11 protein-coding genes are annotated in these 11,744 nt (G+C 56.2%); 6 read left to right on the top strand and 5 right to left on the bottom strand.

Annotation, left to right across the window (positions count from 1 at the left end; genetic code table 11):
- The first annotated feature begins 130 nt into the window (after positions 1 to 130).
- On the top strand, positions 131 to 1,615 hold the full coding sequence (locus ACHZB8_RS00550) for a HAMP domain-containing sensor histidine kinase (protein WP_316857958.1): 1,485 nt from the start codon (positions 131 to 133) through the stop codon (positions 1,613 to 1,615).
- 76 nt (positions 1,616 to 1,691) lie between these two features.
- On the opposite strand, the gene ACHZB8_RS00545 is transcribed toward ACHZB8_RS00550, so the two are convergent.
- Positions 1,692 to 2,345 carry a peroxiredoxin gene (locus ACHZB8_RS00545; RefSeq protein ID WP_316857957.1) on the bottom strand — a complete coding sequence of 218 codons (654 nt, stop codon included), beginning with the start codon at positions 2,343 to 2,345 and terminating at the stop codon, positions 1,692 to 1,694.
- A gap of 121 nt (positions 2,346 to 2,466) precedes the next feature.
- On the opposite strand from ACHZB8_RS00545, the gene ACHZB8_RS00540 reads away from it, so the two are divergent.
- The 4 genes from ACHZB8_RS00540 to ACHZB8_RS00525 all read left to right on the top strand — a co-directional run bounded on the left by ACHZB8_RS00540 (position 2,467) and on the right by ACHZB8_RS00525 (position 5,623).
- Positions 2,467 to 3,390 carry a LysR substrate-binding domain-containing protein gene (locus tag ACHZB8_RS00540; RefSeq protein ID WP_316857956.1) on the top strand — a complete coding sequence of 308 codons (924 nt, stop codon included), beginning with the start codon at positions 2,467 to 2,469 and terminating at the stop codon, positions 3,388 to 3,390.
- The gene (locus tag ACHZB8_RS00535; RefSeq protein ID WP_316857955.1) at positions 3,387 to 3,749 is read left to right on the top strand and encodes an MmcQ/YjbR family DNA-binding protein; all 363 of its coding nucleotides are present in this window, start codon (positions 3,387 to 3,389) and stop codon (positions 3,747 to 3,749) included. The genes ACHZB8_RS00540 and ACHZB8_RS00535 overlap by 4 nt, the downstream gene beginning before the upstream one ends.
- A gap of 246 nt (positions 3,750 to 3,995) precedes the next feature.
- The gene (locus tag ACHZB8_RS00530; protein WP_316857954.1) at positions 3,996 to 4,205 is read left to right on the top strand and encodes a hypothetical protein; all 210 of its coding nucleotides are present in this window, start codon (positions 3,996 to 3,998) and stop codon (positions 4,203 to 4,205) included.
- A gap of 47 nt (positions 4,206 to 4,252) precedes the next feature.
- The gene (locus tag ACHZB8_RS00525; RefSeq protein WP_316857952.1) at positions 4,253 to 5,623 is read left to right on the top strand and encodes a tryptophanase; all 1,371 of its coding nucleotides are present in this window, start codon (positions 4,253 to 4,255) and stop codon (positions 5,621 to 5,623) included.
- Between the two features lie 128 nt (positions 5,624 to 5,751).
- Here ACHZB8_RS00525 and ACHZB8_RS00520 read toward each other — a convergent pair whose 3' ends face one another.
- The 3 genes from ACHZB8_RS00520 to ACHZB8_RS00510 all read right to left on the bottom strand — a co-directional run bounded on the left by ACHZB8_RS00520 (position 5,752) and on the right by ACHZB8_RS00510 (position 9,440).
- Complete coding sequence (locus tag ACHZB8_RS00520; RefSeq protein WP_316857951.1) at positions 5,752 to 6,060, bottom strand: EscU/YscU/HrcU family type III secretion system export apparatus switch protein; 309 nt, start codon at positions 6,058 to 6,060, stop codon at positions 5,752 to 5,754.
- Positions 6,057 to 8,486: a flagellar hook-length control protein FliK gene (locus ACHZB8_RS00515; RefSeq protein WP_316857949.1), complete on the bottom strand. Its 2,430-nt coding sequence runs from the start codon at positions 8,484 to 8,486 to the stop codon at positions 6,057 to 6,059. The genes ACHZB8_RS00520 and ACHZB8_RS00515 overlap by 4 nt, the downstream gene beginning before the upstream one ends.
- A 105-nt stretch (positions 8,487 to 8,591) precedes the next feature.
- Positions 8,592 to 9,440, bottom strand: coding sequence for a LysR family transcriptional regulator (locus tag ACHZB8_RS00510; protein WP_316857948.1), 849 nt, complete (start codon positions 9,438 to 9,440; stop codon positions 8,592 to 8,594).
- A gap of 97 nt (positions 9,441 to 9,537) precedes the next feature.
- Here ACHZB8_RS00510 and ACHZB8_RS00505 point away from each other — a divergent pair, with 97 nt between their 5' ends.
- Complete coding sequence (locus ACHZB8_RS00505; RefSeq protein WP_316857947.1) at positions 9,538 to 10,842, top strand: aspartate aminotransferase family protein; 1,305 nt, start codon at positions 9,538 to 9,540, stop codon at positions 10,840 to 10,842.
- Between the two features lie 45 nt (positions 10,843 to 10,887).
- Here ACHZB8_RS00505 and ACHZB8_RS00500 read toward each other — a convergent pair whose 3' ends face one another.
- On the bottom strand, positions 10,888 to 11,679 hold the full coding sequence (locus ACHZB8_RS00500; RefSeq protein WP_316857944.1) for an alpha/beta hydrolase: 792 nt from the start codon (positions 11,677 to 11,679) through the stop codon (positions 10,888 to 10,890).
- Positions 11,680 to 11,744 lie beyond the last annotated feature (65 nt).

The following is an 11,744-nucleotide window of genomic DNA, read 5'->3' as shown; positions in this document are numbered from 1 at the left end:
CTTTGTAGAGGCGAAAACACTTGTCAATTCTGCTGGTTCGGGCGATTAGTTGGGTACGGCCTTGTTCTCGCTAACTTGGAAAACCCGATTATGGACAAGACCCGAACCTTGGAAAACAGAGCGTGTGCGTATGGTCATCGAACCTGATGAGACGAACAAGGCGGTATCCTCAGCCGCACCTGAATCCGACGAAATGCAGCCTGCGCGATCTCTTGAGAGGCCTCGGGATCGCGCACCGGCCTTCGGCTTGTCGCTTAAACTTCTCATCCTCACTCTTTTGTTTGTCATGTTGAGCGAGATTCTGATCTTTGTCCCTTCCATTTCGAAATTTCGCCATGACTGGTTGACCCGTAAGCTGGAGTTGACCGAGGTCGCTGCGCGTATCTATACCAAGTCACCGAGCCACCTCATGAATCAGGAGCTTGCGGAGGACCTGCTCAAACGCCTCAAGATCAATACCCTTGCCTTGCGAACCGACACCCAGCGCCGGATGCTTGCGATGATGGAAGCGCCCGGCGAGATTGAGCGTGATGATGATATCGAGGCCATGAACCCGTTTCAGAAAATCTCTGCCGCTTTCGATACCCTGATCTGGGGTGAGGGGCGCTACATCAGGATCGTCGGCCAGACCGCAGACGATCAGGGCATGATAGAGCTGGTTTTCAAGGAAACCGATCTGCGTCGGGACATGGTTGCCTATTCGATCAACATCCTGCTTCTCTCCCTTGTCATTTCAATCATGACCGCCAGTCTGGTCTATCTTTCGCTGAGGGCTTTGCTGGTGCGCCCGATCCTGCATCTTCTTGACAATATGGCGACCTTTTCATCCGACCCCGAAGATGGCGGGGCGGTGATCAGGCCCTCGGAGCGCCGGGATGAAATCGGCATGACAGAGCGGCGGCTGGCCGAAATGGAAACGATCCTTGCCCAGAACCTGCAAAGGCAGCGGCGACTGGCAGAGCTTGGCATGGCGGTTTCCAAGATCAATCACGATCTGCGCAATATCATCGCTTCCGCCCAGCTCTTTTCCGACAGACTGGCTTTGCTCGAGGACCCGACAGTGCAACGGGTGGTGCCCAAGCTGATGAGTGCGCTTGACAGGGCGGTTGATTATTCACGCAGTGTCATGTCCTACGGCAAGGCCCAGGAAGCGCCACCGGACAAGCGTCTTTTGAAGCTGCATCAATTGGGGCAGGAAGTGCATGATTTTCTGGGACTGCCCGAAAGTGCACGCATAGAGTTTCTCAATCAGGTTCCGCAGGATTTCGAGATCTATGCTGATCCCGGACAGTTGTTCAGGGTGCTTTTCAATCTTTGCCGAAACGCTGCCGATGTCATGCAGCTGGGCGCGGAAATGTCCGTCATCAGCCGTATCGAACTCAGGGCAAGGGAGGAAAATGGCAAGGTGGTGATCGAAATCTCCGACACTGGGCCAGGTGTTCCCGCCGCAGCCAGAAAAAATCTCTTCAGGCCCTTTCAGGGCTCTGCCCGCAAGGGCGGTACCGGTTTGGGGCTGGCCATTTCTGCAGAAATCATAAAGGCGCATGGCGGTTCGATCCGATTGCTGGATCGTGCACCCGGTGCTCATTTTGAAATCCGCTTGCCCAAAAACTGATGGCCGGTTCCAATTATGGAAAAGTCGGGGCGCATGGTGCGCCCCGACGTCTGATCCTCTCAAGAGACATCTCTGCCTAGAGTTCTTTTTTGGAGAAATACCAGTCAATGGTTTCATAGCCTTCGGAGGCACGGCTTTCTGCCCCGGCCACGGTCGATGGCGGGGGAACGATAACCTTGTCACCTGGCTGCCAGCCTTCCGGTGTGGCGACGCCGTTGGCATCCGAGGTCTGCATTGCAGCGAGCAGACGGACGAATTCCGGAATGGAGCGACCATTGGACATTGGGTAATAGACCATGGCGCGAAGAATGCCTTTCGGATCGATGAAGAAGGTGGAGCGAACGGCAGATGTATCGCCAGCGCCCGGATGGATCATGCCATAGGCCTTGGCAACGGACATCGAAATGTCGTCGATGATCGGGAACTGGATATCAACCCCCCAGTTTTCCTTGATGCTGCGAACCCACGCAATGTGAGAATGCACGCTGTCGATAGACAGGCCCAGAAGCTCGCAATTCATCTCCTGGAACTGGTCATAGGCGTTGGCAAAGGCCATGAACTCGGTCGAGCAAACAGGCGTGAAGTCAGCCGGGTGCGAAAACAGGATCAGCCATTTGCCTTCATAGTCGGCAAGGGTCTTGATGCCAGCTGTTGTTTTGGCGGTGAAATCCGGGGCTTTCTCATTCAGGCGCGGCAGGGCAGGGGCGGCGACAACTTCAATATCAGTCATGATGAACTCCTTGGTCATAAGATTTTGGTTGTTTTCGAAGTTGACGCCACTCTAGCAATTATTTAGTTATTAGAGAAATGAGTAATTTTTGATAAATTAATCGGAAAAATCGATCACTGACATGCTGCCCTCTCTGCGCCAATTGACCTTCCTTGTTGCCCTGTCCGACGAGCTGCATTTTTCCAACGCGGCCAAGAGGTGCAATGTCACCCAGTCGACACTGAGTGCGGGATTGAAGGAGCTGGAAACGATACTTGGAGTAACCCTGGCCGAACGATCAAAGCGGTCTGTCATCATGACTCCGATTGGTCGCAAGATCGCAGATCGATCCCGGCGCCTGCTTGCCGAGGCAGAGGAGTTGGTCGAGATGGCAAACATGGAATCGGATGCCATGGCAGGCGATCTGCATTTGGGGGTCATTCCCACCATAGGCCCGTTCTTGCTTCCCAGATTGCGCCCGATTCTGCGAGATGTATATCCACGCCTGAGGCTCTATTTGCGCGAGGAATTGACAGAACAGCTGCTTGAAGGCCTCAAACATGGCCGTTTGGATGTCGCACTTGTTGCCTTGCCTCATGACGTCGCAGATTTCGAGTCTCTTGAGTTGTTCGAAGATGGCTATCATCTCGTCGCCCCACCGGATCATGTAATGAGCGAGCGGGAGATTGTGGACGGAGCTTTTCTCAAGGGAGAGTCGCTGATGCTGCTGGAAAGAGGCCATTGCCTGCAACAGCATGCCCTGTCGGCCTTTCCGGGATTGCTCAACAAGGACTCCGAATTTGACGCTACCAGTTTGCCCACATTGCTGGCGATGGTAGAAGAGGGATTGGGTTCGACCCTGATTCCGGATATGGCGATCGATGCAGGCCTGACACGCGGGCACGAAGTGGTCAAGGTTCCCTTGCCTTCGTCTCTGCCGCGCAAGATCACGCTGGTCTGGCGCAAGACCTCGACGCGCAAGGAGGATTTCAGAGCCCTGGGCAATCTGATAATCGAGGCAAGGCAAAGCCTGTTCAAGCAAGCCATGAAAGCGAGGCAACGATGACGCGGGATGAATTTGACGCCTATTGCGGTGCCATGAAGGGCACCACCCATGTGATCCAGTGGGGAGATGCTTCCGTCTGGAAAGTCGGCGACAAGATTTTTGCGATTTGCAGTACAGAGGATTGCGAAACAGGTTCGGCCCGTTTCAGTTTCAAATGTTCGGACATGGCGTATGAAATTCTGACCGGCGAGCCAGGCTTCATCCCGGCGCCCTATCTGGCGCGGGCCAAATGGGTCCAGTTGCAATCACCAGACGCGATGAGCGATGCTGATCTCAAGCTTCATCTTGATGCAGCGTATGAGATCATCGCCAGAAAGCTGACAAGGAAGGTGAAGGCTGAGTTGGGGCTCGATTTTTGAGGGCGATGAAAGACAAACACGGCTGAATGCCAGAAGGAATAAAAAATCTGCCCTTAACGCAGAAAAGAGCCCAGAATAACAATAGCGTGAAATACTTTATGCATGTCGCCCATTGCAAATGAAACAATCAAGAACTTAAGCAACACATGTTCAATATGCCGTATTTTCTGACCAATGTGACCAACTCAGATAACAATTCTGAAACGGAATTCTGCGTCAGAAGCGAGCGGAACCATAAAAATTGGTTTGCTTGAAAGCTGTGATCTTTCATCAGAAAAAACTGTTCTTTTTGCAAATCCCGACCACATCACCCTCTTGACCCTGCTAACAGCTTTTGCCACACTTGCCCTCGTAAACCTTTCGGCGCTGAGCGCGGTCATCCAGGTTGATCCAATGATTGTTTTCATGGATCAGGAGGAGGGCAACCGCGGCGCACAGCCCGGACGTTCACACTGAACATGGTTTCAAACAGTAACCCGGGCTGATCAGACCGGAGCTGTTTTATGAAGACCATAATCGAACCCTTCCGTATCAAATCCGTAGAACCCATTCGCATGACCACGCGCGCCGAGCGCGAGGCAAGGCTCAAGGCTGCCGACTATAACCTGTTCGCGCTCAAGTCAGAGGATGTCATCATCGATCTTCTGACCGACTCAGGCACCGGCGCCATGAGTTCGGAACAATGGGCCGCCGTGATGCGCGGCGATGAAAGCTATGCCGGATCACCGTCCTATTATCGCTTCAAGGATAGCGTGCAGGACCTGATGCCGTTCGAGCATATCATTCCGACCCATCAGGGTCGTGCGGCCGAAGCGATCCTTGTGTCCATCTTTGGGGGCGCGGGAAAGACTGTCCCCTCCAACACCCATTTTGACACCACGCGGGGTAATATCGAGGCAAGTGGTGCCGAGGCGTTCGATCTGGTGATCGATGAAGGCAAGGACCCTGCATCCCTGCATCCCTTCAAGGGCAATATGGATCTCGCAAAGCTCGAAGCCTTCCTCGAGCAACATGGTGACAGCGTTCCCATGGTGATGATCACCATCACCAACAATGCTGGCGGTGGTCAGCCGGTTAGCCTTGCCAATATCAGGGCCGTTGCTGAATTGGCGCACAAATATGGCAAACCTTTCATTATTGATGGCTGTCGGTTCTCGGAAAATGCCTGGTTCATCAAGCTGCGGGAAGAGGGTCAGCAGAACCGACCCATCAGGGACATCGTGAGAGATTGTTTCTCGGTGGCCGACGGCATGACCATGAGCGCCAAGAAGGATGCCTTTGGTAATATTGGCGGCTGGATCGCCTTCAATGACGATTCGTTTGCGGAACAAGCCCGTGTTCGCCTCATCCAGACCGAAGGCTTCCCGACCTATGGCGGGCTTGCCGGACGCGATCTTGAGGCTCTGGCGCAAGGGCTGCATGAAATCATCGACGAGGATTATCTGCGCTATCGCATCCGCACCAACGAATATATCATCGAAAAACTCGATGCACTTGGTATTCCGGTTGTCAAACCGGCTGGTGGTCACGCGGTTTTCGTTGATGCGAAAGGCTGGCTGCCTCACATTGATCCGTTGAAATATCCCGCCCATACCGTAGCCTGCAAGCTCTATGAAATTGGCGGTATCCGCTCCTGTGAAATCGGTTCGGTGATGTTTGGCCGCCAGACCGACGGCTCGGAAAAACCGGCGGCCATGGAACTGGTGCGCCTTGCATTCCCGCGCCGGACCTATACCCAATCCCACGCTGATTACGTGGTGGAAGCCTTTGAACAACTGGCAGCTGAGAAGGATCAGCTCAAGGGGTTCAGGATCATCAGGGAACCAAAACTGATGCGGCATTTCACCTGTAGCTTCGCACCTCTGGACGACTAATCTCCGACTGGGTTCTCCAGATTGTGCGAAGGCGCGCCAGCCCACTTTGCTGGCGCGCCTTTTCCTTTTTGCCAACCGGCAGTGCCCTGATTGCTGGCTCTGACGACCACCAGGCGGCAAGCGTGCCATTATTCGTCCGAAAATGGACTTTTACGCTTTTTCTCTGCTGCGCGCATGACATAGCTGATCACCACGGCGACAGCCGTGAACAGATGTTCGGGTACATAATCATCAAGCTCCACCTGCGACAGGGCTTCGGCGAGAGCCGGATCGCCTTCCACCACGACCCCATGCTCGCGGGCAAGCTCGATGATCCGTTCCGCCGTTTCCCCTCGGCCCTTGGCGGTAACACGAGGAGCGAGGTCCGTGCCCTGATCATATTGCAGAGCGACCGCCAGTTTGGATGTGTCATCAGAAGGGGGTGAGGATTGTGTCATAAGGTTCGATCCAGATGTCCCTGAAAGACTGGCATGAAAGCGCGGCGGACAATGTCGGCTTCACTTTGTTTGCTATTGACGATCAGCCCTTCGAGCGAAAGCCCCACCTCTTCGAGCATGCTTTGCAGCATTGGAGCGGATTGTTTGAAAAAGGCAAGTGTTTCCTGTCGCTCGGCAGAAAGGGTGAGACTGATTTTTTCCTCCCGCAATCGGATTCCAGCATCAACCGCGCCGACAGGAGCAGCATCAAGCGCGAAATTCACGGACCAGTTTGCGCCCCGCTTGCGCTTCTTGCCGTCCTTTTCCTGCGCCTCCTCGTCCTCGTCTTCGAGCTCCTGCTGGATCGTCATCTGGATCATGGCAGTGCCATTGGCAAGGGCGACCGGTACCTCGGCATGCATGACCGGCAAGCCATGGCTGGTGTGAGGGCTGTTCTCCGGAGAGGACGAGCGCAAGGAAGCGATTTGCGACAAGGTGGCTCTGGCGAGGGCCGCCTCGACATTCCGGCGTATCTGCGACAAGGCCGCTTCGTCACTGTCCGAGGGCAGAATTGTCGAAGGCCTTGCATCCTGTCCTTGCAGGGGCGCGCCCCGCAAAGGGGGCTGATCACTGGCACTTTGCTGGCTCGTCGGGGTTTGGCTCGCCTTGCTCTCGGGCAGCATCGCTTGCAAAAGGGTCAATGTCGCCTTGAAATTGGTCGCGATGAGCGCGTCGGCTGTTTCGCCTTGGGAATTGCCCATGAGGCCCAGCGAAGCGAAAATCTGACGCAAGGCGTCACCTGCCTGTTTGGAGTTGTCCGTGCCCTCGGTGGGGAGCTGGAATCCCATGACCCAACGCATGACCGTCTCGACATCCTTGGATATCTCGGGGCGCTGGCCAGCCTCCATTTGCCCCAGAAAGGACTGCAAATTGGCAAAGAGGTCGGTCATGGAGCCTTGTTGGCTCATCGTATTGCGTTGCAGGGAGACCAGATTGTCCAGAGGCGTACTCGTACCGCTCGATCCCGTTGTCTGAGCTCTATCCGTGCTTTGCGCGCTTGCCGTATAGACGTTGGGCGTCTCGGCCTTGATGGCTTTGTCTTTGCCTGCGCTATCTGCCTTGTTCAGAAGGACGACCGATTGCTGGGCCTGAATGCCCGGCATATTCTGGGAGGTTGCACCAGGGGCAGGGGCGTTTGGCGCAGCTTGCGGCACGGATGGAGAGCTTGCCTGCTGAGACGAGACCTGTGAGCCCTGCGTAACCGCCCGCTCCCCTCCGCTTGTCTCCGTCATCGCACCGGTGGTCCTTGTCATATTGGCCGAGGTTGGGCTCTGCCATATCCGGCCATTTTGCCCGCTCGCGGTTGTTTGCGCTGCTCCATCCGTCATCACCTGAGCCGGTGCGCCCGAAGGGGTCTGGGATGCTGGCCGGGTCGATGACTGCGCAGCGGCTTGCGGCACCGGGCCCGCAGCTTGTGACGTCGGTTGCGCAAGCGATCCGTTACCGCTATTGGCTCCCGCGGCGAGAGACGTGGATTGTCCGGCCTGCGCTGTCGGAGCATTGGGTCCATTGGCCGTTTCGTTGACCGCCGGGGCTTGGGTGACAGGTTGTGCCGACATTTGCATGTTGGCCTGCCCGTTTTGCCCGGGTCCCTGAAGCGTTGATTGTCCAATGGGTCCGCCACCACCGCCAGAACCCGTTGGGGCAGGGGAAACGGTCTGCCCACTTTGCCCGACTTGCGCATTGCTTGAACTTTGACTTGCACTTTGTGCCCCGGCCTCTGCGCCGACTTGTGTTGGCATGCCGGAGGTGGACTGACTTGCGAGCTGCGATCCTGCTGTCCCGGATGTCTGTTGCGCTGGTTGCGTGCCGCCTGGCAAGACGGTCCGGGGGAGCGCTTCGCCGCCGGTGTTGCCGGAAGGAAGAGAACCGGAGTTCACCTGAACAAAGGTCGGGATGCCTTGTCCCGATTGCCCCGCGCTGGGCGTTTGCCCTTGCGGGCTCGTGGCCCCTTGCGTTGCCTGCTGTGCCGGGCTCGTTCCTCTTTGCGTGTAGGTTTGCGGGGCTGGCTCTGCACTTCCCCTTGTCACCGGTGTCTCACTGCCTGAGCTTTGGGTGGCTATGGAAACCTGACTTTGGGGGCTGGCTTCGGTGCCCGGATGTGCCGTCATCGGCCGGATGATCAATTGCGGACCGCTATCGCCCTGTGTCATTTGCAGAATGACCGAACCGCCCGCGGTCAGTTTCGCGGCGGCTTCCGGGCTCGCCTGTAGGTCAAGCGACTGCCCTGCAACACTGAGCTGAAGCACGGCCTCGCCCGTTGGCTTGCTCGTGATGCTTTTCAGCATGGCTCCGATCTGCGAACCGCTCTGCAAGGTCTTCAGTAGCGAGCTTGTCGCAGTGTTTTGAGCGTTGGAAACAAGAAGACCTGAAATGTCCAGGGCCATCGGCAAAGCCTTTTTCAACACAATGATTGGGTCAGGGAAGGCTAACAGATTCACCGAAAGAAGGAAACTGAACCGGACACATCAAACCCATTCCGCAAAGGGAGGCTAAAGGTGCGGCAAGATCGAACAAATATGATCACTGAGCGTTGTAACCGCCAGAGAGGCCCGCTGTTCGGCAACCTCGAGCGTGATCCCGATGGCGGGCAAGGGCGGAAGGGCATCACCGATGATGCACAAGTCCTGCGGCACCGCGCTTCTGGTCAATACGCTGATCGCGTGACCCGAACGGGCAATCGCCAGCAGTCCGGCAAGGCTGTTGCTGGCATAGGCGACCCGGTAGCGGCGACTGATCGCCTCCATCGCACTTGACGCCGCGCGATAGTCAAGCGTGGCCGGAGAGGACAGGGCAAGAGGGAGAATCGGAGCCGAAAGGATTGCGGGATCAGCATCATTGGCCACCCACACGAGCTGTTCGCGACGGATGACGCCTTCCGCTTCCGGCGAGGGCAGGGAAACCAGAGCCATGTCGAGCATGCGTTGCTGCAATTGTGGTCTGAGATCATTGGAGGGCGCACAGACAAGTCTGAGATCGATATCGGGATAGGTGGCGCAAAAGCTGCCGAGCAATTGCGGTAGAAACGCACTGGCGTAATCCTCCGTGCAGCCAAGGCTGACGGTGCCCCGAAGCGCCGAACCGCTCATATCCATGACCATTTCATCATGTTGGGCCAACAGGGCCTCCGCATGCACCACCAGCCGCTCACCCACTGTTGTCAGGCGCACGCCTGCCCCGGTCCTGTGAAACAGTCTTTTGCCCAACTGCTCTTCGAGCCGTTGCATTTGCATGCTGAGCGCTGATTGGGTGCGCCCCACCTGCTGTGAGGCAAGGCTGATCGAGCCGGTTTGCGCGACGATAACGAAATTTTTGAGCAAGGCGAGGTCGAGTGTCTGCATGGCATCAGTTCCATTGATATCTGAGTTAAACAATATCAATTTGCCTGAATATGCAAGGATTGATATGGCTGGAAAAAACACACCAGAGAGAAACACCATGTCATTGAATGATGAAGCTGCTTTTTGGGATCGCGCGAACAGGCACCTGGTTCGCTATGGATCCGCATTTGAAAACCTGATCATTGAACGGGCCGAAGGCAATTATGTCTATGATGCCGATGGCCGCGCGATCCTGGATTTCACCTCCGGTCAGATGAGCGCCCTGCTCGGCCATTCCCATCCGGACATCGTGGCAACCGTCAATGAGCAGATGACAAAGGTGGCCCATCTTTTCAGTGGCATGCTGTCCCGCCCGGTCGTTGATCTGGCGACACGACTGGCAGATCTGGCTCCGGACCTTGATCGGGTGATGCTGCTCACCACTGGTGCTGAATCCAACGAAGCGGCCATTCGCATGGCCAAGCTGGTCACTGGTGGTCACGAAGTGGTTGCCTTCGCCCAGAGCTGGCATGGCATGACCGGAGCAGCGGCTTCGGCCACCTATAGTGCGGGTCGATTCGGTTACGGTCCGGCCGCCGTCGGGTCTTTCGTCATCCCTGCCCCGGATGCCTATCGTCCGCGCTTTACCAATGCCGATGGATCGTTGGACTGGCAAACCGAACTGGACGATGCCTTCAAACTGATCGATTGCCAGACATCGGGCAAGCTGGCCGCTTTCATCGCCGAGCCGATCCTCTCCAGTGGCGGCATTATCGAACTGCCCCTTGGCTATCTGGCGGCGTTGAAGAAAAAATGCGAAGAGCGCGGCATGCTGCTCATCCTTGACGAGGCGCAGACCGGTGTCGGCCGAACCGGCACCATGTTTGCCTTCCAGCGCGATGGAGTCACCCCCGATATCATGACCCTGTCAAAGACCCTCGGGGCCGGGTTACCTCTGGCGGCCATCATGACCAGTAGCGAGATCGAGCAGACAGCCTATGAACGGGGCTATCTGTTCTACACAACCCATGTCTCCGATCCCCTGCCCGCCGCCATCGGCAACACGGTGCTTGATGTCGTCGCCAGAGACAATCTCATGCAACAGGCCGCCCAGCGTGGGGCGCAATTGCGCGACGGTCTGCTCGCTCTGCAAAAGGAGTATGATTGCATTGGCGATGTGCGTGGTCGTGGCCTTCTCATCGGCCTTGAGGTCGTCAAGGACCGGGAGACCAAGGCACCCGGCTACGAGCTTGGCACCCGTATCATGGAAGAGGCCATGCAACGGGGCCTCAGCATGAATGTGGTCAAGCTGCGAGGAATGGGCGGTGTGTTCCGCATCGCCCCGCCGCTGACCGTATCCACTGAAGAGATCGATCGCGCATTGAACATCATTTCCGATTCGATGGCGGCTGCCACGAAATAGCGCGAACGAGGCGAACAAAGCTGGCTGACATGAAAGAAGGGGATCTCAAGCCTCGATCATGTCAGTCACAACGCGCTTGAGAAGCTCCAGATCCTCGGGCCTCGACAGGCGGTGATCTCCGTCCTTGACCAGCGTCAGCCTGACGTCATCCCGCGCCAGCCGTGCCACCAGATCCACCGACATTTGCCAAGGTACCGTTATGTCCCCCACTCCTTGCAGGATATGCACCGGGCATCCGGTTTCGATGAGGCTGTCGCCGAACAGATGCTGTTTCCCATCCTCGATCAATTGCAAGGCAATACCTGTCGGGTGGCCGTAATCGCTGGGCCGTTTCACAAAGCCATTCTTTTTAATTTCTGCCCTGATGTCGTCATCGAATGCATCCCACATCAGGACTTGCGTGAGATCTATCGCCGGAGCGATCAGGATAAGACCGCTGATGCGGCTGTTTTCAATGCCCACTTTCTCGATATGGGCCTTTGTCATCAACAAGGCCAGCCAACCGCCCATGGAGGAACCAACGACGATTTGTGGTCCGGTCGTCATTTGATCAAACAGAACCTGGCTCTCCTCAAGCCATTTCGAAATGGTTCCGTCGAGAAAGTCCCCTCCCGAAACGCCATGTCCCGAATAGTCATAGCGGAGATAGGCCTGACCGCGTTCCTCAGAAAATCCATCAAGGGCAAGGGCCTTCTCCCCTTCCATGTTGGAGTTGAAGCCACCCATCCAGAACAGTCCCGGCAGATCATTTGCGGTGGCAGGGCGTTGTTTGAAGGCGATTTCGCGGGGATCATCGGACTTTCCGACACGGATGGTTTGCTTTTCAGAGGCAGGCATTGTTATCTCTCCAGCAAGGAATCACATTTGGCTCGCTGTATTTTGGACAGTGGCTGTTACGATCT

It is taken from the genome of uncultured Cohaesibacter sp., from assembly GCF_963556055.3.
In the GTDB taxonomy this organism is placed as follows: domain Bacteria; phylum Pseudomonadota; class Alphaproteobacteria; order Rhizobiales; family Cohaesibacteraceae; genus Cohaesibacter.
The sequence above is the reverse complement of the archived record's forward strand: the minus strand, read 5'-3'. Positions and strand labels throughout refer to the sequence as shown.